This is a genomic window from Stenotrophomonas sp. (assembly GCF_035634915.1).
In the GTDB taxonomy this organism is placed as follows: domain Bacteria; phylum Pseudomonadota; class Gammaproteobacteria; order Xanthomonadales; family Xanthomonadaceae; genus Stenotrophomonas.
On sequence record NZ_DASQCB010000003.1, the window covers coordinates 121,283 to 142,699 of the forward strand.

The 21,417-nt window shown below is 68.3% G+C and carries 18 protein-coding genes and 1 riboswitch; of the genes, 10 read left to right on the forward strand and 8 right to left on the reverse strand.

What is annotated here, in order from left to right:
* Positions 1 to 84: 84 nt before the first annotated feature.
* A complete protein-coding gene (locus VER16_RS03580; protein WP_324805499.1) occupies positions 85 to 1,038 on the forward strand; it encodes a Nudix family hydrolase in 954 nt (317 codons plus the stop codon).
* 120 nt (positions 1,039 to 1,158) lie between these two features.
* Here VER16_RS03580 and VER16_RS03585 read toward each other — a convergent pair whose 3' ends face one another.
* Together VER16_RS03585 and metF are read right to left on the reverse strand one after the other, a co-directional pair.
* The gene (locus VER16_RS03585; RefSeq protein WP_324805500.1) at positions 1,159 to 1,740 is read right to left on the reverse strand and encodes a DUF4124 domain-containing protein; all 582 of its coding nucleotides are present in this window, start codon (positions 1,738 to 1,740) and stop codon (positions 1,159 to 1,161) included.
* 40 nt (positions 1,741 to 1,780) lie between these two features.
* A complete protein-coding gene (gene metF, locus VER16_RS03590; RefSeq protein WP_324805501.1) occupies positions 1,781 to 2,608 on the reverse strand; it encodes a methylenetetrahydrofolate reductase [NAD(P)H] in 828 nt (275 codons plus the stop codon).
* A 203-nt stretch (positions 2,609 to 2,811) separates the two neighbouring features.
* Here metF and VER16_RS03595 point away from each other — a divergent pair, with 203 nt between their 5' ends.
* The 4 genes from VER16_RS03595 to VER16_RS03610 are packed head-to-tail and all read left to right on the forward strand — an operon-like array spanning position 2,812 to position 6,165.
* Positions 2,812 to 3,744: an alpha/beta hydrolase gene (locus VER16_RS03595; RefSeq protein WP_324805502.1), complete on the forward strand. Its 933-nt coding sequence runs from the start codon at positions 2,812 to 2,814 to the stop codon at positions 3,742 to 3,744.
* A gap of 26 nt (positions 3,745 to 3,770) precedes the next feature.
* Positions 3,771 to 4,841: a sensor histidine kinase gene (locus VER16_RS03600; protein WP_324805503.1), complete on the forward strand. Its 1,071-nt coding sequence runs from the start codon at positions 3,771 to 3,773 to the stop codon at positions 4,839 to 4,841.
* A complete protein-coding gene (locus VER16_RS03605; RefSeq protein WP_324805504.1) occupies positions 4,826 to 5,557 on the forward strand; it encodes a LytTR family DNA-binding domain-containing protein in 732 nt (243 codons plus the stop codon). The genes VER16_RS03600 and VER16_RS03605 overlap by 16 nt, the downstream gene beginning before the upstream one ends.
* 50 nt (positions 5,558 to 5,607) lie before the next feature.
* A complete protein-coding gene (locus tag VER16_RS03610) occupies positions 5,608 to 6,165 on the forward strand; it encodes a DUF3228 family protein (protein ID WP_116862573.1) in 558 nt (185 codons plus the stop codon).
* A gap of 80 nt (positions 6,166 to 6,245) precedes the next feature.
* On the opposite strand, the gene VER16_RS03615 is transcribed toward VER16_RS03610, so the two are convergent.
* From VER16_RS03615 to ahcY, 3 genes are all read right to left on the reverse strand, one after another.
* Positions 6,246 to 6,728 carry a hypothetical protein gene (locus tag VER16_RS03615; RefSeq protein WP_324805505.1) on the reverse strand — a complete coding sequence of 161 codons (483 nt, stop codon included), beginning with the start codon at positions 6,726 to 6,728 and terminating at the stop codon, positions 6,246 to 6,248.
* On the reverse strand, positions 6,728 to 7,201 hold the full coding sequence (gene ybaK, locus VER16_RS03620; protein ID WP_324805506.1) for a Cys-tRNA(Pro) deacylase: 474 nt from the start codon (positions 7,199 to 7,201) through the stop codon (positions 6,728 to 6,730). Before ybaK ends, VER16_RS03615 begins: the two co-directional genes overlap by 1 nt.
* A 266-nt stretch (positions 7,202 to 7,467) precedes the next feature.
* Positions 7,468 to 8,913 carry an adenosylhomocysteinase gene (ahcY, locus tag VER16_RS03625; RefSeq protein ID WP_324805507.1) on the reverse strand — a complete coding sequence of 482 codons (1,446 nt, stop codon included), beginning with the start codon at positions 8,911 to 8,913 and terminating at the stop codon, positions 7,468 to 7,470.
* A 36-nt stretch (positions 8,914 to 8,949) separates the two neighbouring features.
* A riboswitch (S-adenosyl-L-homocysteine riboswitch) is annotated at positions 8,950 to 9,033 on the reverse strand.
* Positions 9,034 to 9,136: 103 nt separating this feature from the next.
* On the opposite strand from ahcY, the gene VER16_RS03630 reads away from it, so the two are divergent.
* Together VER16_RS03630 and ppc are read left to right on the forward strand one after the other, a co-directional pair.
* Complete coding sequence (locus VER16_RS03630; protein WP_324805508.1) at positions 9,137 to 11,647, forward strand: S9 family peptidase; 2,511 nt, start codon at positions 9,137 to 9,139, stop codon at positions 11,645 to 11,647.
* A 221-nt stretch (positions 11,648 to 11,868) separates the two neighbouring features.
* Positions 11,869 to 14,580 carry a phosphoenolpyruvate carboxylase gene (gene ppc / locus VER16_RS03635; RefSeq protein ID WP_324805509.1) on the forward strand — a complete coding sequence of 904 codons (2,712 nt, stop codon included), beginning with the start codon at positions 11,869 to 11,871 and terminating at the stop codon, positions 14,578 to 14,580.
* Between the two features lie 69 nt (positions 14,581 to 14,649).
* Here ppc and VER16_RS03640 read toward each other — a convergent pair whose 3' ends face one another.
* Together VER16_RS03640 and metK are read right to left on the reverse strand one after the other, a co-directional pair.
* Complete coding sequence (locus tag VER16_RS03640; protein WP_324805510.1) at positions 14,650 to 15,153, reverse strand: acyl-CoA thioesterase; 504 nt, start codon at positions 15,151 to 15,153, stop codon at positions 14,650 to 14,652.
* A gap of 137 nt (positions 15,154 to 15,290) precedes the next feature.
* Entirely contained in the window at positions 15,291 to 16,502 is a 1,212-nt protein-coding gene (gene metK, locus VER16_RS03645) for a methionine adenosyltransferase (RefSeq protein ID WP_079220656.1), read from the reverse strand.
* A 314-nt stretch (positions 16,503 to 16,816) separates the two neighbouring features.
* Between metK and VER16_RS03650 the strand changes: the two genes are divergently transcribed.
* From VER16_RS03650 to VER16_RS03660, 3 genes are all read left to right on the forward strand, one after another.
* On the forward strand, positions 16,817 to 18,526 hold the full coding sequence (locus VER16_RS03650) for a lysophospholipid acyltransferase family protein (protein ID WP_324805511.1): 1,710 nt from the start codon (positions 16,817 to 16,819) through the stop codon (positions 18,524 to 18,526).
* Positions 18,523 to 19,323: a UDP-2,3-diacylglucosamine diphosphatase gene (locus tag VER16_RS03655; protein ID WP_324805512.1), complete on the forward strand. Its 801-nt coding sequence runs from the start codon at positions 18,523 to 18,525 to the stop codon at positions 19,321 to 19,323. The genes VER16_RS03650 and VER16_RS03655 overlap by 4 nt, the downstream gene beginning before the upstream one ends.
* Positions 19,324 to 19,437: 114 nt before the next feature.
* A complete protein-coding gene (locus VER16_RS03660; protein ID WP_324805513.1) occupies positions 19,438 to 20,493 on the forward strand; it encodes a metal-dependent hydrolase in 1,056 nt (351 codons plus the stop codon).
* A 25-nt stretch (positions 20,494 to 20,518) separates the two neighbouring features.
* On the opposite strand, the gene VER16_RS03665 is transcribed toward VER16_RS03660, so the two are convergent.
* The gene (locus tag VER16_RS03665) at positions 20,519 to 21,346 is read right to left on the reverse strand and encodes a methyltransferase domain-containing protein (protein WP_150453395.1); all 828 of its coding nucleotides are present in this window, start codon (positions 21,344 to 21,346) and stop codon (positions 20,519 to 20,521) included.
* Positions 21,347 to 21,417: the final 71 nt, after the last annotated feature.

Sequence of the window (21,417 nt, forward strand, 5' to 3'; positions counted from 1 at the left end):
AAGCGGGGCTTCTTCGTTGTGGGCAAGGGTGCTGGCCTGCTGCCGGCATTGCGCCGGGTCCGGTCGATTCGGCATTCTGCCCCCATGCCTTCCCCGAAACGAACAATTCATGTCGTGGCTGGTGTCATCACCGACGCCCGTGGCCGCATCCTGCTCAACCGCCGCACCGAGAACCGCGACATGGCCGGCCTGTGGGAATTCCCCGGCGGCAAGCGCGAGGCCGGGGAGAGTTCCGAGCAGGCCCTGGTGCGTGAACTACGCGAGGAGCTTGGCATCGAGGCCGAGATCGGCGAGTGGATCATGGACGTGCCGCAGCACTACCCGGACAAGCACCTGACCCTGGAAGTGCGGCATATCCGCAGCTGGAAGGGCGCCCCGCGCGGGCGCGAGGGCCAGGCCATCACCTGGGTGGCGCCGGACAAACTGGGCCGCTATTCGATGCCCCCGGCTGACCTGCCGGTGGTGGCTGCCCTGCGCCAGCCCGACCGCTACCTGATCACCCCGGTGCCGGAAGAGGGCGAGGCCGCTGTGCGGCGCTGGCAGGAGCAGCTGCAGCAGGCGGTGGCGACGGGCCAGCAGCGCATCCAGCTGCGCCTGCCGGCCACCCATCCGCAGCGGCAGGTGATGATCGAACAGGCGCTGCAGGCCCATCGGCAGGGCATGCAGTGGCTGCTCAACCGCGATATCGACCTGGCCCGTGCGCTGGGCGTCGGCGTGCACCTGGGCAGCGAGCAGGTGCTGGCGCTGCAGGAGCGCCCGCTGCCGGCCGGGCAGTGGGTGGCCGCCTCCTGCCATGACCTGGCGCAGCTGCGGGCGGCGCAGCGGCTGGGCTGTGACTTTGCGGTGCTCGGCCCGGTGCAGGCCACGGCCAGCCATCCTGATGCCACGCCACTGGGCTGGGAAGCGTTCGCCGCGTTGCGGGCGCAGGTGTCATTGCCCATCTATGCGCTGGGCGGGCTCGATGCCGGCCACGTCAGCCAGGCCCGTCGCCACGGCGGCCAGGGCATCGCCGCGATCCGCGGCCTGTGGCCGACCTGAGCCATGCCTTCCGCCGGGCATGGCCCGGCGCTACCGGACGGCGGCTCGCAGTAGATCCACGCCATGCGTGGATGAGGCCTGGCGGCTCGCAGTAGATCCACGCCATGCGTGGATGAGGCCTTACAACGTGATCCAGAAACACCCGTACTGCCGCCGCAGCCCCAGCACCGTGGCCGCGCGCGCCGCGCTGCCCGGCAGGGTCTGTTCCAGGCGCAGGCCGATCGGATGCCGTGGCACCGACGTCCCAGGGTCGGATCCCGGCGCAGCAGGGCTCTGACCCTCGACCACCGGCTGGTCCACGTCCTGCTGCGGATACACCGGCACCACATCCACCAGCGGCCGCCGCACCACCGATTCAAGCTGGCCAAGGATGCGCTGCGCGCCGATGTCGGAGACCGCGCTCCACAGGTACAGCGTCGACAACCGATTGACGTCCCGGGTGTCCACCGCCGTGTGCAGGGCCTGCACCAGTTCGCTCAGGCGGCGCGGGCAGCTGGCACCCAGGCTGTCGCGCTGCAGGGTGTTGCCGGCCGGCGGCGGAGGCGGACGCCGCGACTGCGCGCCGAGGCTGTCACACGGGCGGTCGGTATAGACACTCTGGCCCTGTGCATCGGTGCAGCGGTTCAAGCGCGTGGACTGGGCATGGGCTTCGATGCTGGCGGCGGGCAGCAACGCCAGCAGCAGGGGCAGGACGGCTTTCATGACCACAGGGTAGCGTTGAAAGCGACACCACAGTGCGCTTTCAGCCGTTCAGCAGCTTCAGCACCGAGACCGTCGGCTTGGCCAGGTTCAGCGTGTAGAAGTGCAGGCCCGGTGCACCGCCCTCCACCAGCCGTTGGCACAGCTTGGCCACCACCTCGGCGCCAAAGGCCCGTACCGATTCGCTGTCATCGCCATAGGCCAGCATCCTGCGGCTGATCCAGCGCGGGATCTCGGCGCCGCACTGTTCGGAAAAACGGCGCAGCTGGCTGAAGTTGGCGATCGGCATGATGCCGGGGGTGATCGGTACCTGTACGCCGAGCCGCTGCACTTCATCGACGAAGTGGAAGTAGGCATCGGCGTTGTAGAAGTACTGGGTGATCGCCGCATCCGCACCGGCATCGACCTTGGCCTTGAAATGCTTCAGGTCGGTCAGTGCGTCCGGCGCCTGCGGATGGGTTTCCGGGTAGGCCCCCACTTCGATGCGGAAGGCGTCGCCGTGCTCGGCGCGGATGAAGGCGATCAGTTCGGACGCGTAGCGCATGTCGCCGGGGAAGCCCATGCCGGAGGGCAGGTCACCGCGCAGCGCGACCAGGCGCCGGCAGCCGATGGCGCGGTACAGCTTGAGCAGCTCGCGGATCTCCTGGCGGGTACCACCCACGCAGGACAGATGCGGTGCGGCGTCCAGGCCGTGGTGCTGGTTGAGGTGGCGCACCGTTTCGGAGGTGTAGCTGAGGGTCGAGCCACCGGCACCGAAGGTACAGGACACGTACTCGGGCGCATACGCCTTCAGCCGGGCGGCAGCCCGGTCCAGCTGGCCACGCTGCTCATCGGTCTTGGGCGGGTAGAACTCGAAGCTGATGGCGGTCATGGCACGGGCGGTGGCGGCGGGTACGGTTGAGTATATCTCTCCATCAAGATGGATGTGAAGCGGTGCGGCGTGAAGAATCGGTCCGCGCCGGGCGACCGTTCACCCGGGCACACGACCGTTGCTCCGCTACTGCAACACGCCGGCAGCCACGGCGGCCACGCTGGCCATATCCCCCACGCACCCGTCCCTGCAAGGAGTACGCGATGAAGATGATGCTGGCGATGTACTACGCGATGAAGGCCCTGGCCAGGCTGGCGATGCTGGGCATGGCGCTGGCCGTGCTCGGCTCGGGCGCTGCCCATGCCGCCGGGGCGGCCCCGGCTGGCACCGGCAAGGTGCAGGTGGAAGTGGTCGGGCATGGCCGCCCGCTGCTGATGATCCCCGGCCTGAACAGCAGCGCCGAAGTCTGGCGCGAGACCTGTCGGGCGCTGAAGGAGGTGCAGTGCCATCTGGTGCAGCTGCCGGGCTTCGCCGGTGCCCGCGCTGCCGACCCGCGCCCGGCGGACTTCCTGTCGGCCATGCGCGACCAGCTGCTGGCCTATGTGCATGACCAGAAACTGGACCATCCGGCGGTGATCGGCCACAGCCTGGGTGGCGTGCTGACGCTGCAGATGGCGGTGAAGGAACCGGACGCACTGGGGTCGCTGGTCATCGTCGATTCGCTGCCGTTCTACGCGGGCATGCAGAACCCGCAGGCGACCGCGCAGAGCGTGCAGCCGATGGCCGAACAGATGCGCACGGCGATGCTGGCGGCAGCCCCGGCCAGCTACCAGGCGCAGGCCGAAGCGGCGCTGGCCCCGCTGACCAACAGCACCGCGCGCCTGCCCGAACTGAAGCGCTGGGGCCATGACAGCGACCGCGCCACCACCGCCGATGCGATGTACTCGCTGCTGGTGACCGACCTGCGCAGCGAGGTGGCCGGCATCCGTTCGCCCACGCTGGTCCTCGGCGCCTGGGCGTCCTACCAGGCCATGGGTGCGACCGAAGCCTCGGCGCGTGCGATCTTCCAGTCGCAGTACGCCGCGCTGCCCGGCGTGCGCATCGAACTGAGCGCGACCGGCCACCACTTCCTGATGTGGGATGATCCGCAGTGGCTGCGTGGGCAGGTGCAGGCATTCCTGGACAGCCACCGCTGATCCTTCCGTCCGCTCCGGCCATCGTCATGCCCGATTCGACTTCCACACTGCGCTTCTGGCTGATCAACACCTTCGGGTGGGCGCTCTTCTGCGCGCTCAGCCTGGCGATGACCCGCACCTTCGGCGGCGGCACCAGCAGTGGTGGCACGCTCATCAGCGTCGGCCTGGGCGTGCTGCTGTGGGGCATCAGTGCAGGCGTGCGTGCACTGGCCCTGCGGCGCGGCTGGTGGCAGCGCGAGTTCGGCGCATTGGTGCTGCGGCTGGCGCTGGCGGTGCTGCTGGGGGCAGTGCTGGCGCAGCTGCTGTTGACCGCCGTGCTGCAGCCGGCGCTGGCACTGGGCTGGGTGGATTTCGGCGGCCGCGCGGGTGACTTCCGTCCGGTGGCACGGCTGGCCTATCTGCTCAATACCGTGCTGCTGCTGGGCCTGTGGACTGCGCTGTGGGCCGGCCTGCACAGCCTGCGCCAGGCACGCCACGCGGAACTTGAACGCCTGCGGGCCGAGGCCCAGCGCAGTGCGTTGGAGCGCGATGCACTGCGCGCGCGCTTGAATCCGCACTTCATGTTCAATGCGCTCAACAACCTGCGCGCGTTGATCCTCGAGGACCCCGAGCGCGCACGGCAGATGGTGACCGATCTGTCGCGCACGCTGCGCCACGCGCTGGAGCACGCGCGCAAGGAGGAGGCACTGCTGGCCGACGAGCTGGCCGTGGTGCGCGATTACCTGGCCGTTGAATCCGTGCACTACGAACAGCGCCTGCAGGTACGCATCGACGTGAGTGACGAGGCGGCGCAGGCACGGTTGCCGGTGATGGCGCTGCAGCTGCTGGTGGAAAATGCGATCAAGCACGGCATCGCCGTGTGTCCTGGCGGTGGCGAGGTGCGCATCAGCGCGCAGTGCCGCGATGGCCTGCTGCGGCTGCAGGTCGACAACCCGCTTGGCCTGGCTACGGCCGGCACGGATGCCACGACCGCCGGGCACGGTGTCGGCCTGGCCTACCTGCGTTCGCAGCTCGACCGTGGCGGCCGCTTCCATCTGCAACCGCTGGACGGCCGCATGCAGGCCGTCCTGGAGATTCCGCAATGCGCACGACCCTGAACGTCCTGATCGTCGATGACGCGCGGCTGGCGCGGCAGGAACTCCGCACGCTGCTGGCGGGGCTGCCGTGGGTGCAGTGCGTGGGCGAGGCCGATGACGTACCGGCCGCGCGCGAAGCGATCGCCCGCTTGAAACCTGACCTTGTGCTGCTGGATGTGCAGATGCCGTCCGGCACCGGCTTCGACGTGCTTGATGGCCTGGACCCGGCGCCGGCGGTGGTGTTCGTCACCGCCTACGATGCCTATGCGGTGCGCGCGTTCCAGACCAATGCGCTGGATTACCTGGTCAAGCCGGTGGAAGCGCCGCGCCTGCATGAAGCGCTGGAACGCGCGCGCCAGCACGCGGTGCCCGCCGCGCCGGTGGTGGCCGCAGGCGGCACCCTGAACGCGCAGGACCAGGTGTTCGTGCGTGATGGCGAGCGTTGCTGGTTCGTGGCGGTGGGCGAGATCCGCCGGCTGGTGGTGGATGGCAACTACACGCGCCTGTGGTTTCGCGACCAGAATGCGCTGCTGGCACGCAGCCTGAGCGCGCTGGAAGCACGTCTGCCGGCCGAGCTGTTTTTCCGCGCCAACCGCAACACGCTGGTGAACCTGCGACGCATCCGCAGCGTTACCCCCAGTATTGGCGATGGCTACGACCTGACGCTGGATGACGGCAGCGAGGTGGACGTCTCGCGGCGGCAGGCGCGTGAGCTGCGCGAGCGGATGGCGTTGTAGCTGGGCGCAGCGGTTACCCTGTACGCCTGATATTCCAACCCCGGCACGCCATGTCCATCGTCCTCACTGAATTCGCCCGTCCCCGCCTGTTCCCGCGCGTGCCGCGCGCCAACACCATCCAGGATGTCAGTGCCGAGCAGTTCCAGGCGCACCTCAACGCGCATGCGCCGCTGAAGGTGCTCGACGGCTACGCGCCGTTCTGCAAGCTGTTCGTGTACGAGAACTGGACCAGCACGCGCTGCCTGACCGTGCCGGTTACCGAGGCCAACCGCCACCTGCTGCGCAGCGGCTACGAAGCGCGCAACCGCGAGGAGCTGCCGGTGCTGGTGCGCTGGTTCGAGGGCGTGGAATCGCCGCGTGCGAACTACCTGGTGGTGATCCTGTACAGCGCCGAACAGCTGGCCAAGGAAGGCTCGCCAATCGATGCGGACTGGGGCATCGTCGGCTGCATCTACACCGCCGAGCCGGAAGAGGTGCCGATGGCACCGATCACCATGATGCGCAACGCCCTGGGCGTGGAGGAGGGCGGTTCCGGCGTGCCGCTGGACCGCGAGGCCTACCAGCGCGCCGTCCAGTTCTGGGAGAACAACGCCAACTGGCGGCCGTGAGTGCTGGATTGCGCATCCACGCATGGCGTGGATCTACTCGGGGTTGCAGTAGATCCACGCCATGCGTGGATGCTCTTGCATCACGTGACCTTCCACTCCCACCACGGGTAATGGTATTCGCGGTCGGTGGCCTGCCAGCGCTGGCCGCACTGCGTGCAGGCAACGTGGTGGCATTCGCCCCAGCCGTCCTCGGCGTCGTCTACCGAGAGCAACTGCATCTGCCCCTGTTCGATCAGCCTGCGCGGGTCGAAGAACGGGTAGTGCGGATTGAGTGCGCACAGGCAGCCGTTGCGCGCCTGCCAGTAGTTCAATCGCCGCAGGGCGAATTCCAGGTGGGTCTTCAGGCTGAGCAGGGCGCCACCGAGTGCGATGCCGGCGCAGGCGGATTCGATACGACCGACGTGCGGTGCCAGCGCGTCCAGCACGGCGGTGTCGAACAGCCGGGCGACGGTGCGTGCCGCGTCGACGATGCGCGTGGCGTCACGCGAGAGCAGATCCTGCAACAGTGCATCGGCCTGCGTATTTTCCAGGCGCACAAGCTGCGAAGACCACGGCCAGCGCATCAGCGTGCCTTGCCGATCGGTGCGTAGTGGCCTGCGGTCAGCCGCAGCAGGTCGGCAGGGGCCAGTTCCACTTCCAGGCCGCGGCGGCCGGCGCTGACGTGCAGCCTCGGCAGCGCCTGTGCGCTGGCATCGAGGAAACTGCGCAGGCGCTTCTTCTGCCCGAGCGGACTGATGCCGCCGACCAGGTAGCCGGTGGCCCGCTGCGCGGCGTCGACGGCGGCCATCTCGCACTTCTTGCAGCCAGCGGCTTCGGCCAGCGCTTTCAGGTCCAGCTGGCCGGCCACCGGCACGATCGCCACCAGCAGTTCGTGGGTTTCGGTGCTGGCCAGCAGGGTCTTGAACACCTGCGCCGGGTCCAGGCCCAGCTTCTCCACGGCTTCGCCGCCGTAGGACTCGGCGTGTGCGTCGTGCACGTAGCTGCGCACGGTGTGGGCGATCTTCTCGCGCTTGAGCAGGTTGATGGCGGGGGTCATGGGCGCATCGTAGCGCGCGCGGGTCGCGTTGCCTTGACCGAGGCTGTTGCCGGAAGGCATCCACGCATGGCGTGGATCTACTGTGGCTGGTATCCACGCCATGCGTGGATGGACCAACGAGCATGCCCGGACGCCAACGCAGAACGGGCGCCCGAAGGCGCCCGTTCCGTGTGCATCCGTTACTGGGGTCAGAGCCCTTTCCTGCGGAAAGGGATCCGACCCCGCAGCCTTTGTAGAGCCACGCCATGCGTGGCTGCATCGGCCGATCAGTAGCGGTAGTGGTCCGGCTTGAACGGGCCTTCCACCGGCACGCCGATGTAGTCGGCCTGTTCCTGGGTCAGGGTGGTCAGCTTCACGCCGATCTTTTCCAGGTGCAGGCGGGCCACTTCTTCGTCCAGGTGCTTGGGCAGCAGGTAGACCTTCTTCTCGTAGCTGTCCTTGTTGGCCCACAGGTCGATCTGGGCCAGGGTCTGGTTGGCGAACGAGTTGGACATGACGAAGCTCGGGTGGCCGGTGGCGCAGCCCAGGTTCACCAGGCGGCCTTCGGCCAGCAGGAAGATCGCATTGCCGTTGGGGAAGATGTACTTGTCCACCTGCGGCTTGATGTTCACGTGCTGCACGCCCGGGAACGCCACCAGCGCATCGACCTGGATCTCGTTGTCGAAGTGGCCGATGTTGCAGACGATGGCCTGGTCCTTCATCGCGCTCAGGTGCTCGATGCGGATGATGTCCTTGTTGCCGGTGGTGGTGACGTACAGGTCGGCACGGCCCAGGGTCGATTCGATGGTGTTGACTTCATAGCCTTCCATCGCCGCCTGCAGGGCGCAGATCGGGTCGATCTCGGTGACGATGACGCGCGCGCCGTAGGCACGCAGCGACGCCGCGCAGCCCTTGCCCACGTCGCCGTAGCCGCAGACCACGGCGACCTTGCCGGCCAGCATCACGTCCATCGCGCGCTTCAGGCCATCGGCCAGCGACTCGCGGCAGCCGTACAGGTTGTCGAACTTGCTCTTGGTGACCGAGTCGTTGACGTTGATCGCTGGGATCAGCAGGGTGCCGGCCTGGGCCAGCTGGTACAGGCGGTGCACGCCGGTGGTGGTCTCTTCGGAGACGCCCTTCCAGTCCTTGACCACGCGGCCCCAGTAACCCGGACGCTCGCTGGCAACGCGCTTGAGCAGGTTCTTGATGACCTGTTCTTCGTGCGAGGAGGAGGCGGTGTTGACCCAGTCGCTGCCGTTTTCCAGCTCATAGCCCTTGTGGATCAGCAGGGTCACGTCACCGCCGTCGTCCACCACCAGTTCCGGGCCGGTCAGGGTGCCGTCGGCCAGGGTGAAGGTCAGCGCGTCCAGGGTGCACTCCCAGTACTCTTCCAGGGTTTCGCCCTTCCAGGCGAACACCGGCGTGCCGGTGGCGGCGATGGCCGCAGCGGCGTGGTCCTGGGTCGAGAAGATGTTGCACGAGGCCCAGCGCACGTCGGCGCCGATGTCCTTCAGGGTCTCGATCAGCACCGCGGTCTGGATGGTCATGTGCAGCGAGCCGGTCACGCGCACGCCCTTCAGCGGCAGGCTGGTAGCGTGCTTGCGGCGGATCGACATCAGGCCCGGCATCTCGTGCTCGGCGATGTCCAGCTCCTTGCGGCCCCAGTCGGCCAGGGTGATGTCGCGGATCTTGTAGTCACCTTCGGTGGAGAAGGTCTTGGCAACAGCGTTCATGCAGTAGCTCCGGTTGTGGGCGAGCGGGTACTCGCATCTAGCCGGGCGCCGTTGTTACAAAGCCACCTTACCGAGCCTGGCCGGGCCTCATGGGTTCCGGTCGCAGCGCCCCTCGGCAGGGGAGAAGGCCCAGTATATCGCGGCCCCCAACCATCGGCAGATGGGGGCAGGAGGACTGGCTGTTAAGGTCGAAGGTCTTCACACACCTACATCAGGAAGAACGATGAGCAAGCACGCGCGCCGCAGCCGGCGCTGGACCGGCCTGGTCCTGTCCATGGCCCTGCTGGCGGTGGTCCCGCAGGCGTGGTCGGCCGACAGCCCGCAGGTGGCCGCCGCCAGGGACGTGGCCGGTTATGAGCTGCCCTCGGCCGCGCTGCAGGCGGTGGTCGACGCACCGCGTGCGCCCAGCCTGTTCCTGTCGCCGCGCCGCGACGTGGCCGCGCTGATGCAGATGCCGTCGCTGCCGTCGATCCAGGTGGTGGCGCAGCCGGAACTGAAGCTGGCCGGCGTCCGCATCAACCCGCGCACGTTCTCCGACAGCCGCTTCAGCTTCGGCGAGAAGCTGTGGCTGATGAACGTGGCCGACGGCAAGGAACGGCAGATCAGCGGCCTGCCGGCGCAGCTGTCGATCGCCGGCCTGGCCTGGTCGCCCGACCAGAAGTGGCTGGCGTTCAACCAGGTCGACGCCGCCAGCGGTGCCAACGAGCTGTGGCTGGTGGATGTGGCCAACGGCAGTGCGCGCCGCCTGCAGGCCAACCTCAACACGGTGTTCGGCGACGGTTACCAGTGGCTGCCCGACAGCCGCGGCCTGATCGTGATGACCCGCGTGGCCAATGCCGGCGATCCGCCGCCGGCCGATGGCATCCCGACCGGCCCGGCCGTGCAGCAGACCGGCAAGAGCAGCGGCGTGGTGTCCATCCGCACCTACCAGGATCTGCTGAAGAACGAAGCCGACGCGCGCCTGTTCGATTACTACGCGCGTGCGCAGCCGATGCAGGTCGGCCTGGACGGCCAGGCCCGCGCCATCGGCATGGCCGGCATCTACCTGGGTCTGTCGGCCTCGCCGGACGGCAACTACCTGCTCAGCCAGACCGTGCAGCGCCCGTACTCCTACGTGGTGCCGGTGGGCAGCTTCCCGCGCCGCATCGACGTGCTCGACCGCAACGGCCAGCTGGCCCACAGCGTCGCCTCGCGCCCGCTGGTGGAAGGCCTGCCGACCGGCAACGATGCCGAGGTGACCGGCGTGCGTGACATCAGCTGGCGCGCCGATGCGCCGGCCACCCTGGTCTGGGCCGAAGCGCAGGACGGCGGTGACCCGAACCGCGAAGCGAAGGTGCGCGATGCGGTGTTCATGCAGGCCGCGCCGTTCGAGAAGCCGCCGGTGACCCTGGCCGAGCTGGGCAGCCGTTTCGGTGGCATCACCTGGGGTCGAGGCGATCTGGCCCTGCTCAGCGAATCGTGGTGGAAGACGCGCAACACCAGGACCTGGCGCATCGCTCCGGACGATGCGACGCAGTCGCCGCAGCTGCTGTGGGACCGCGACGCACAGGATCGCTACAACGACCCGGGACGTGCCGCCGTGATGCGCGATGCGAACGGCCGCAGCCTGCTGCAGACCACCGCCGATGGCCGCAGCATCTTCCTGTACGGGCAGGGCGCATCGCCTGAAGGTGATCGTCCGTTCGTCGACCGCTTCGACATCGAAAGCCGCACGACCACCCGCCTGTTCCATTCGCAGGCACCGGTCTATTCGGCTCCGGTGGCGCTGCTGGACCAGGAAGGCACCTCGCTGCTGCTGACCCGCGAAAGCCCGGACGAGCCGACCAACTTCTTCGTGCAGTCGCTGGCCCAGGCCGATACCGCACCGCGCGCGCTGACCCACTTCGCTCACCCGCTGCCGCAGCTGAAGGGCGTGCAGAAGGAACAGATCCGCTACAAGCGTGCCGATGGCGTGGACCTGACCGCGACGCTGCTGCTGCCACCGGGTTACGACCCCAAGCGTGATGGCCCGCGGCCGCTGCTGATGTGGGCCTACCCGGGTGAGTTCAAGAGTGCCGCGGCCGCCAGCCAGGTGACCGATTCGCCGTACCGTTTCAACGCGATCAGCTACTGGGGTCCGCAGGCATTCCTGGCCAAGGGCTACGTGGTGCTGGCCAGCCCGACCATGCCGATCATCGGCGAGGGCGACAAGGAACCCAACGACACCTACATCGAACAGCTGGTGGCCAACGCGCAGGCCGCCGTGGATGAAGTGGTGCGTCGTGGCGTGACCGACCGCGGGCACATCGCCATCGGTGGCCATTCCTACGGTGCGTTCATGACCGCCAACCTGCTGGCCCACACCCGCCTGTTCAAGGCCGGCATCGCCCGCAGCGGCGCCTACAACCGCACGCTCACCCCGTTTGGTTTCCAGGCCGAAGAACGCAACTACTGGCAGGCGCAGGACGTCTACCAGAAGATGTCGCCGTTCAACTACGCGGACAAGATCAAGGATCCGATCCTCTTCATCCACGGCGTGGACGACAACAACTCCGGCACGTTCCCGATCCAGAGCGAGCGCATGTTCGCCGCGGTGAAGGGCCTGGGCGGTACCGCGCGGCTGGTGATGCTGCCGAACGAATCGCACGCCTACCGCGCACGCGAATCGATCATGACCATGCTGGCCGAGAGCGAGCGCTGGCTGGAACAGACCATCGGCCCGGTGCAGCAGGGCAAGGCGAAGAAGAAGCGCTGATGCGCACGTGATGATGGCGGCCCCTGCAACGGGGGCCGCCTGTGCGGCGGCGGCGCCGCCCGAGCACGGTGTCACGCACCATGACGTCTGTAGAGCCGAGCCGACGCTCGGCTGCTTCAACTGCGGATACGTGCATATGAAACCATTTCTGCAACGCAGCAACGGCTTCGAATTGGGATAGGCTTGGCGACGGATCATGCCCCGAGGTTCGTGCGTCGCCGATGAACGAGTACCGCAGCAGCATCGAATTCGCTTCCCCCGATCTTCCGCTTCGCGATGATGTGCGCCGCCTCGGTGCACTGGTCGGCGACCTGCTGGTCGAACAGGTGTCCGCCGCGTTCCTCGACGACGTCGAGGACGTGCGTACCCGCGCCATCGCGCGCCGCGAGAACCAGGCGCCGCTGTCCGAGCTGGCCGATGGCCTGGCCGGGCGCACGCCAGAGCAGGCCGAAACCATGGTGCGTGCGTTCAGTACGTACTTCCAGGTGGTCAACATCGCCGAGCGCGTGCACCGCATCCGCCGCCGCCGCGATTACCAGCGCGCCGGTACTGCCGCGGCGCAGCCCGATGGCCTGCAGGATGCGCTGCAGCACCTGAAGGCGCAGGGCGTGAGCCTGGACGAACTGGCGCAGTGGCTGCCGCGCATCGACATCGAACCGGTGTTCACCGCCCACCCGACCGAAGCAGTGCGCCGCGCGTTGCTGGAAAAAGAACAGCTGATGGTGGCCAGCCTGGTGGACAACCTGGACGGCCAGCGCACGCCGGGCGAGGCCGCTGCCGATGCCGCGCGCTTCCGCATGGCGCTCACGGCGTCGTGGCAGACCACCGATTCCTCGCCGGTGCGGCCCACCGTCGATGACGAACGCGAGCACGTCGGCTTCTATCTGGTGCAGGTGCTGTACCGGGTGATTCCGGTGCTGTACGAATCACTGCAGCAGGCACTGCGCGATACCTATGGCGAGGAGCTGCCGCTGCCACGCCTGCTGCGCTTCGGCACCTGGGTGGGCGGTGACATGGACGGCAACCCGAACGTGGATGCCGGCACCATCCGCAACACGCTGGATGCGCAGCGGCAGGCCGTGCTCGGCCGTTACCAGAAGGAACTGCTGCAGCTGGCCAGCCTGCTCAGCCAGTCCACCGAACGGGTGGGCGTGAGCGATGCACTGCAGGCACGCGTGGCGCACTACCAGCAGCTGCTGCCGCAGGTGCAGTCGCGCCCGCGCCACGCCGACATGCCGTATCGCCTGCTCAACGACCGCATGCGCGCGCGCCTGCAGGCCACGCTGGATGATGGCGACGGTGCCTATGCCGGCCCTGACGAACTGATCGACGACCTGCAGCTGATCCTCGACAGCCTGCGTGCCCACCGTGGCGAGCACGCCGGTGGCTTCGCCGTGCAGCGCCTGCTGTGGAGGGTGAAGACCTTCGGCTTCCATCTGGCGCGGCTGGACGTGCGCCAGGAATCGAGCGTGCATGCACGCGCACTCGCTGCGGTGCTGGGCGGCGAAGACGCCTGGCAGTCACTGGATGCACTGGGCCGTGCAGGCCTGCTGGGCCCGCATGCCAGCGGCGAAGCACCGCTGCCCAAGGGCGATGACGAGGGCAACCAGCGCCTGGACGCGGTGTTCGCGGCGTTGGCTGATGCACGCGCACGCCATGGCGGCGATGCACTCGGCAGCTACATCATTTCGATGGCGCACGATCGCGGCGACGTGCTGGCCGTGCTGGCACTGGCGCGACGCGGTGGCCTGGTCGATGCCGATGGCGGCGTGCCGCTCGACATCGCGCCGCTGTTTGAAACCGTGGATGACCTCAAGCGCGGCACTGCCACCCTACGTGATCTGCTGGAGGATCCGGTGTACCGCGCGCACCTGCGTGCACGCGATGACGTGCAGATGGTGATGCTGGGTTACTCGGACAGCAGCAAGGACGGCGGTATCGCCGCGTCGCGCTGGGGCCTGCAGCGGGCGCAGGTGGAACTGCTGGATGTCGCGGCCGAGGCCGGCATCCGCCTGACCTTCTTCCATGGCCGTGGCGGTTCGATCAGCCGTGGCGGCGGCAAGACCACCCACGCGGTGGATGCATCGCCGCGCGGCAGCATCGATGGCCGCCTGCGGGTGACCGAGCAGGGCGAGGTGATCCATCGCAAGTACGGCATCCGCGCGCTGGCGCTGCGTTCGCTGGAACAGGCCACCGGCGCGGTGCTGCGCGCCAGCCTGCGCCCGCGTGCGCCGGAGCCGCGCGAAGACGGGTGGCGGCCGGTGATGGACACCGTCTCCGCGGCCAGCAGCGAGGTGTACCGCGCCTTCGTCGGCCAGTCCGGCTTCATGGATTACTTCCGCACGGCCACGCCGATCGATGTGATCGAGCGGATGACCCTGGGCTCGCGGCCGTCGCGCCGGCTGGGCCAGGACGCGGCGCTGGGCAACCTGCGTGCGATTCCGTGGGTGTTCGCCTGGAGCCAGGCGCGTGCCGTCATTCCCGGCTGGTACGGCGTGGGCAGTGGCCTGCAGGCGGCAGTCGATGCCGGTCACGAACAGACGCTGCGCGGGATGGCGCGTGACTGGCCGTTCTTCCGCACCTTCCTCGACGACATCGCGATGGTGCTGTCCAAGGGCGACATCACCATCGCCGAACAGTTCTCGCAGTTGTCCGGTGACCTGCACGGCCGCTTCTTCCCGCAGGTCGAAAAGGAGCTTGAGCTGACCCGGCACTGGCTGCTGGCGCTGATGGGCCAGCAGACCCTGCTGGACCATGATGCGCGGCTGGCCCTGTCGATCCGCCTGCGCAATCCCTACGTGGACCCGATCAGCGTGCTGCAGGTGGACCTGCTGCAGCGCTGGCGCGCCAGCGGGCGCGAGGACGATGACCTGCTGCGCGCGCTGGTGGCCTGCGTGAACGGTGTTTCGCAGGGCGTGCAGAACACCGGCTGACCCATGCACGGCGAGCGGTAGCGTCGAGCTTGCTCGACTGACGTGGAAAGCAGTCGAGCAGGCTCGACGCTACTCCGGCGACGGCGGATTGGACGCGAGCAGTTCCAGGTGCCGCTGTTCCATTTCCTGCCGCAGCTGGCGGCGGATCTGCGCGGCGGCCTGGCGGCGCTTTTCGTCCGAGCTGGCCGGCTGCAGCGGCGGCACCGGCGTCGGCCGGCCTTCTTCGTCCACCGCCACCATGGTGAAGAAGCAGCTGTTGGCGTGGCGCACGCTGCGCTTGAGGATGTCCTCGGCCACCACCTTGATGCCGATCTCCATCGACGAGGTGCCGGTATGGTTCACCGAGGCCAGGAAGGTGACCAGCTCGCCCACCGCGATGGGCTGGCGGAACATCACCTGGTCCACCGACAGGGTGACCACGTAGCTGCCCGCATAGCGGCTGGCGCAGGCGTAGGCCACCTGGTCGAGCAGGCGCAGGACGGCGCCGCCGTGGACCTTGCCGGAAAAATTGGCCATGTCCGGCGACATCAGCACGGTCATGGACAGCTGGTGGGTTTTCAGTTCGGTCGACATGCGCTGATTGTATCGACCCCCGGCCCCGTAGAGTCGAGCCCATGCTCGGCTGCTCTTGGCGCAGGAAAAAGAAAAGCCGAGCATGGGCTCGGCTCTACAGAAAGCAGAAGGGCCGCTTGCGCGGCCCTCCGTGTTTCTTACTTCAGCTTCGCATCGGCGCGCAGGGCGGCGGCGCGGTCGGTCTTCTCCCAGGAGAAGGCCGTGGCGTTGACGGTCTCGCCTTCGCCGTTGAGGTAGCTGAATTCCTTCGGCTTGCGGCCGAAGTGACCGTAGGCGGCGGTCTGCTGGTACATCGGGTGCACCAGGTCCAGCATCTTGATGATGCCGTACGGGCGCAGGTCGAAGTGCTTGCGGATCAGCTTCTCGATCTTGTCGTCGCTGATCTTGCCGGTGCCGAAGGTGGTGACCGAGATCGAGGTCGGCTCAGCCACGCCGATGGCGTAGGAGACCTGCACTTCGCAACGGTCGGCCAGGCCGGCGGCAACCACGTTCTTGGCGACGTAGCGGGCAGCGTAGGCCGCCGAACGGTCGACCTTGGACGGGTCCTTGCCGGAGAAGGCGCCACCACCGTGACGGGCCCAGCCGCCGTAGGTGTCGACGATGATCTTGCGGCCGGTCAGGCCGCAGTCGCCCACCGGGCCGCCGATCTCGAACTTGCCGGTCGGGTTGATGTGGAACTTGGTGCCCTTGTGCAGCCACTTGGCCGGCAGCACCGGCTTGATGATCTCTTCGCGGACGGCCTCGATGAGGTCCTTCTGCTTGATGCCCGGGGCGTGCTGGGTGGACAGGACGACGGCGTCGATGGCCGAGACCACGCCGTTTTCATAGCGCAGGGTGACCTGGCTCTTGGCGTCCGGGCGCAGCCAGGACAGCGGCGAGTTGCGCTTCTTGCGGATCTTGGCCTGCTGTTCCACCAGGCGGTGCGACAGGTGGATCGCGGCCGGCATGAAGCTGTCGGTCTCGTTGGTGGCGTAGCCGAACATCAGGCCCTGGTCGCCAGCGCCCATTTCTTCCGGCTTCTTGCGGTCCACGCCCTGGGCGATGTGCGGCGACTGCTTGCCGATCAGGTTCAGCACGCCGCAGGTGGCGCCGTCGAAGCCGACGTCGGAGCTGTCGTAGCCGATGTCCGTGATGACCTTGCGGGTCAGGGCTTCCAGGTCGATCCAGGCGCTGGTGGTGATTTCACCGGCGACGATGGCAACACCGGTCTTGACCATGGTCTCGCAGGCCACGCGGGCGCGCTGGTCCTGGGTCAGGATCGCGTCCAGCACCGCATCGGAGATCTGGTCGGCAACCTTGTCCGGATGGCCTTCGGAGACCGACTCGGAGGTGAAGAGATAGCTGGACATCAGGCGGTATATCCCTTGATTCGGATGGAAAGATGGGCGCGCATCATACACGGGGTGCGCCGCCTGTGCATTGTGAACCGGTATGGGTTGCCGGTGGTTAAGGTGTTGTGCCCAGCGCGACAAGGCCTGGCGGGCCGCTGGGGACCATGGTGCGCAGGCAGTGTTCCACTGGCGTGACCATTGCCGGGTGGCCTTCACGGCCCCGGGCGACCGGCTGGGGCCGTCATCGTTCTGCCGCCAAACCGCCATCTGCCTGCCCCATGGCGGGCGCAGGCTCTCGGCCAATCCGGCCGCCGGGCAGCAGTGACCACGCCATGCAGGAACTCGAGCAGCGCTTGCAGCAACGTTTCCCCGACTGGTTCCACGGCCCCCGTGGGCGGTTGTCGCGGCCCCTGCTGCGCAGCGTGGGCCGCTGGTCGCGGCTGGACCGGGTGGAGGCCTTCCTGCAGCGCAGCGCGAATCTGCGCGGCTTCGATTTCGTCGCCGCCGGCCTGGAGTTCCTCGAAAGCGGCTACCAGGTGGAGCCAACGGACCTGGCCCGGATCCCGGCCAGCGGCCGCCTGCTGATCGTGGCCAACCATCCTTCCGGTGCGCTGGACGCGCTGGCCCTGCTGGACGCGGTCGGCAGGGTGCGGCGCGACGTGCGCATCGTCGCCAACGACCTGCTGGGCGCCATCGGCCCGCTGCAGGACCTGCTGCTGCCGGTGCGCATCCTCGGCGGGAAAGCCCAGCGTGGCAGCCTGCAGGCGGTGGAACAGGCGCTGGACGCCGAGCAGTGCGTGATCGTATTCCCCGCCGGCGAGGTGTCGCGGCTGTCGCTGCAGGGCATCCGCGATGGCCGCTGGCAGCGCGGCTTCGTCCGTTTCGCCCGCGCTGCCGGGGCGCCGGTGCTGCCGGTGCGGGTGGAAGCGCGCAACTCGGCGCTGTTCTACGGTGCCTCGACCCTGTTCAAACCGGCCGGCACCGCCCTGCTGGCCCGCGAGATGTTCGCCCGCCGTGGGCGCCCGCTGCGCCTGCGCATCGGCCAGCCGATGCAGCTGGGCCAGGGCGACCCCGGCGCGCAGCTGCTGGCGGTGCGCCGCGCGCTGTACGCCCTCGGCCCCGCGGACAGCGCGGCGGGCGGCCTGCCGGCCGGCCCCGAGCCGCTGGCCGCCCCGGTGCCGCCGGCGCAGGTGGCCGCCGACATTGCCCGGGCCACGGTGCTGGGCCAGACCGGCGACGGCAAGCAGATCCTGCTGGCCACCTGCACGGCCGACTCTGCGCTGCTGCGCGAGCTGGGCCGGCTGCGCGAGCTGACCTTCCGCCAGGTGGGCGAGGGCACCGGCCGCAGCCGCGACCTGGACGACTACGACCTGCAGTACCAGCACATCGTCATCTGGGACGGCAGCGCACAGCGCATCGCCGGTGCCTACCGCATCATGCGCGGCGCGCAGGCGCTGGCCCGCCGCGGCCTGGCCGGGCTCTACAGCGCCTCGCTGTTCCGCTATTCCGACGATGCCATCACCCGCATCGCCGAAGGCCTGGAACTGGGCCGCAGCTTCGTGGTGCCCGATTACTGGGGCAGCCGCAGCCTGGATTACCTGTGGCAGGGCATCGGCGCGTATCTGCAGTGCCAGCCGGGCATCCGCTACCTGTTCGGTGCGGTGTCGATCAGCGCCGCGCTGCCGCGCGAGGCACGCGAGCAGCTGGTGGCCTACTACCAGCGCTATTACGGTGGCCGCAGCGGCCTGGTCGAATCCAACCAGCCGTTCCAGTACTTCGCCGCACCGCCCAGTTTCGGCGACCTCGATGCCGGTGCGGCCTTCGACGTGCTGAAGGCCAACCTGGCTGCGCTGGGTACGGGGGTGCCGACGCTGTACCGCCAGTACACCGATCTGTGCGAACCGGGCGGTGCACGCTTCCTGGCGTTCGGCGTCGATCCGGATTTCAGCGATTCGATCGACGGCCTGATCGAAGTGGACCTGCAGGCGATCCGCCCGAACAAACGCAAACGCTACCTGCGCGACGCGGGGATGCCGGCATGAGCGCGCTGGCGAACCTGTCGCCGCACCGGCGTGCAGTGTTCGTCTCCGATGTGCACCTCGGGTCGCGCCACTGTCACGCCGCCGAACTGGCGACCTTCCTCGGCCAGCTGCGCTGCGAGCGGCTGTATCTGGTCGGCGACATCATCGACCTGTGGTGGATGGCGCACCGCCGTGCCAACTGGCGTGCCTCGCACAGCGAGGTGATCCAGGCATTGCATGCGCTGCGCCGCGCCGGGACCGAGATCATCTACATCCCCGGCAACCACGATGCCTCGCTGCGCCATGTGTGCGGGCTGATGCTGCCGGCGATGCAGGTGCGCCGCCGCGCCATCCACGTGACCACCGACGGGCGTCGCCTGCTGGTGGCGCACGGCGATGACTACGACGGCGTGACCCACTTCGGTGGCCTGCAGGAGCGTTTCGGCGACTGGCTGTACTACCGCATCCTCACCGGCAACCAGGTGTTGAATGCGGTGCGGCGACGGCTGGGCATGCGCTACTGGTCGCTGTCCGAATTCCTGAAGAAGCGCAGCGGCGCCGCCGAGCGCTACATCGAGCGGTTCGTCCAGGCCGGCCTGGATGATGTGCGCCGGCGCGGGCTGGACGGCATCATCTGTGGCCACATTCACCGCGCCGCGCTGATCGAGCGCGATGGGCTGGTCTATGCGAACGACGGCGACTGGGTGGAAAGCCTGACCGCGCTGGCCGAGGACCACGATGGCGCGCTGCGCCTGCTGGACCACCATGGGCAGACATTGGTTGAACTGCCCGGCGCGCGGATGTCGCAGGCGGCCTAGCGCCTGCTTTCTGTAGAGCCGAGCCCATGCTCGGCTGTCGTGGCGCCAGACGAAGAGCAGCCGAGCACCGGCTCGGCTCTACATACACCACGCGCAAGCGGCTAGCATCGGCGCATGGACTCGTTGACCCAGATCGTTCTCGGTGGCGCCGTCGCTGCCGCCATCGCTCCGCCCGGCCACCGCCGTGCGGCCCTGCTGGCCGGCGCTGCACTCGGCACGCTGCCCGACCTCGATGCCCTGTGGCTCGGCTTCGCCGCGGCCGACCCGGTGGCCAACATGGTCGACCACCGCAGCTTCAGCCATTCGCTGCTGGTGCTGCCGTGGGTGGCCGCGCTGATCTGGTGGCTGTTCAAGCGCTTCGGCAACGGCCGCGTGGCGCAGTCACCGCTGCGCTGGTTCTGGGCCATCCAGCTGGCCCTGGTCACCCATCCGCTGCTGGATGCGTTCACCGTCTACGGCACCCAGCTGTGGTGGCCGCTGCGACCACATCCGACAATGGGCTCCAGCGTCTTCATCATCGACCCGGCTTACACCGTGTGGCTGCTGCTGGGCTGCGTGGTGGCCTGGTTCGCGCGCGCACGGCCGTGGGCGGGCAAGGTGCTGGGCGTCTCGCTGCTGGTCAGCACGGCCTACCTGGGCTGGGGCCTGGTGGCCAAGGCCCAGGTCGACCGCGCCGCGCAGCAGAGCCTGGCCGCGATGGGCCTGGGCGATGCGCCGCGGTTCTCGGTGCCGATGCCGTTCAATACGCTGCTGTGGCGGGTGGTGGCGATGACCCCCAGTGGCTACGTGGTGGGCGACCGTTCGCTGGTGGCCGACCAGGGCCCGATGCGGTTTGAAGGCCATCCGTCCAACGTGCAGGCGCTGCGCGAAGCGTCCGCGATTCCCGCCGTGCAGCGGCTGCAGTGGTTCAATCGCGGCTTCATGCGCGCGCAGGTCGTGGACAACCAGCTGGTGCTGAGCGATCTGCGCATGGGGCTGGAACCGGACTACACCTTCAATTTCGCCGTGGCCGAGCAGGTGGACGGGCAGTGGCGGGCGATCGTGCCGCAGCAGCAGCGCATGGATTACAGCAGCCCGGCCGCACGCGCCGATGCCGGCCGCCGCCTCGGCGCGATGTGGCAGCGGATCTGGCGCGCGCCGGCGGCGGCCGCCCCACACATCGATCCCTGAGCCCGCGCACCGCGCAGCTGGCGCCTCAATACACCGTCGCGCGGCCCTGCACGAACGAATAGAAGAACACCGCGTTCGGGTCGTTCTGCACCAGGCGGAATTCGCGGCGCATGCCTTCCACGGTGTCCTCATCCACGGCACCGGCCTGCAGCAGCTGGTCGGCCGCCGAAAGCAGCAGCTGTTCCCAGAACGCGATCATCGTCTTGCGGCGTGCCGGTTCGCGGTTGTCCAGGTGGATCGTCTTGATCTCGGTGTGCACATCACGGAAGCCACCGGCCAGCAGCAGGTTGCCGAGCTTGGCGCCGACGAACGGATCGCCGCCGTGGTCGTGCTGGAAATCATTGAACGCCATCCAGTAGCGCCAGATGTGCGGCGAATACGGGTCCAGCAGGAACGAGGCATTCATCACCTCGGTGATGTAGACCGGCGAGCCCGGCGCGAGCACGCGGCGCACTTCGCTGAGCACGCGGGCAGGGGAGGGCACGTGTTCCAGCACCCAGCACAGGAAGGCCGAATCGAAGCTGCGGGCCTCGAACGGCAGTTCGCCGGCGTCGGCCTGCTGCAGGGTGTAGCGGTCGCTGCACCACGGCGTGCGCGCCAGGTTCTCACGCGCGGTGGCAAGCTGCGCCTCGCTCAGGTCCACGCCGGTGACGTGCAGCTCGGGGAAGCGGCGCAGCAGGATTTCAGTCTGCGCACCGACGCCGCTGCCGACTTCCAGCAGGTGGCGCGCACCGGTGTAGTCGATCTGGCTGAAGATGCTCGATTCCAGCAGGCGCGCCTGGGTCATCAGGCGCTGCTGTTCGGTGCCGGAAAAACCGTGCAGGTAGGTCGGGGAAGAGATCGGCGGCGTCATGGTGGCGGACTCTGGGGCGTCGAGCGTGATCGACGGTGTTCAACGGTAGAGTCGAGCTTGCTCGACTGTTC

Bases quoted from the DNA above. Each gene is read 5' to 3' on its own strand.
- VER16_RS03580 (WP_324805499.1), top strand. From the start codon at position 85: ATGCCTTCCCCGAAACGAACAATTCATGTCGTGGCTGGTGTCATCACC.
- VER16_RS03585 (WP_324805500.1), bottom strand. From the start codon at position 1,740: ATGAAAGCCGTCCTGCCCCTGCTGCTGGCGTTGCTGCCCGCCGCCAGC.
- metF (WP_324805501.1), bottom strand. From the start codon at position 2,608: ATGACCGCCATCAGCTTCGAGTTCTACCCGCCCAAGACCGATGAGCAG.
- VER16_RS03595 (WP_324805502.1), top strand. From the start codon at position 2,812: ATGAAGATGATGCTGGCGATGTACTACGCGATGAAGGCCCTGGCCAGG.
- VER16_RS03600 (WP_324805503.1), top strand. From the start codon at position 3,771: ATGCCCGATTCGACTTCCACACTGCGCTTCTGGCTGATCAACACCTTC.
- VER16_RS03605 (WP_324805504.1), top strand. From the start codon at position 4,826: ATGCGCACGACCCTGAACGTCCTGATCGTCGATGACGCGCGGCTGGCG.
- VER16_RS03610 (WP_116862573.1), top strand. From the start codon at position 5,608: ATGTCCATCGTCCTCACTGAATTCGCCCGTCCCCGCCTGTTCCCGCGC.
- VER16_RS03615 (WP_324805505.1), bottom strand. From the start codon at position 6,728: ATGCGCTGGCCGTGGTCTTCGCAGCTTGTGCGCCTGGAAAATACGCAG.
- ybaK (WP_324805506.1), bottom strand. From the start codon at position 7,201: ATGACCCCCGCCATCAACCTGCTCAAGCGCGAGAAGATCGCCCACACC.
- ahcY (WP_324805507.1), bottom strand. From the start codon at position 8,913: ATGAACGCTGTTGCCAAGACCTTCTCCACCGAAGGTGACTACAAGATC.
- VER16_RS03630 (WP_324805508.1), top strand. From the start codon at position 9,137: ATGAGCAAGCACGCGCGCCGCAGCCGGCGCTGGACCGGCCTGGTCCTG.
- ppc (WP_324805509.1), top strand. From the start codon at position 11,869: ATGAACGAGTACCGCAGCAGCATCGAATTCGCTTCCCCCGATCTTCCG.
- VER16_RS03640 (WP_324805510.1), bottom strand. From the start codon at position 15,153: ATGTCGACCGAACTGAAAACCCACCAGCTGTCCATGACCGTGCTGATG.
- metK (WP_079220656.1), bottom strand. From the start codon at position 16,502: ATGTCCAGCTATCTCTTCACCTCCGAGTCGGTCTCCGAAGGCCATCCG.
- VER16_RS03650 (WP_324805511.1), top strand. From the start codon at position 16,817: ATGCAGGAACTCGAGCAGCGCTTGCAGCAACGTTTCCCCGACTGGTTC.
- VER16_RS03655 (WP_324805512.1), top strand. From the start codon at position 18,523: ATGAGCGCGCTGGCGAACCTGTCGCCGCACCGGCGTGCAGTGTTCGTC.
- VER16_RS03660 (WP_324805513.1), top strand. From the start codon at position 19,438: ATGGACTCGTTGACCCAGATCGTTCTCGGTGGCGCCGTCGCTGCCGCC.
- VER16_RS03665 (WP_150453395.1), bottom strand. From the start codon at position 21,346: ATGACGCCGCCGATCTCTTCCCCGACCTACCTGCACGGTTTTTCCGGC.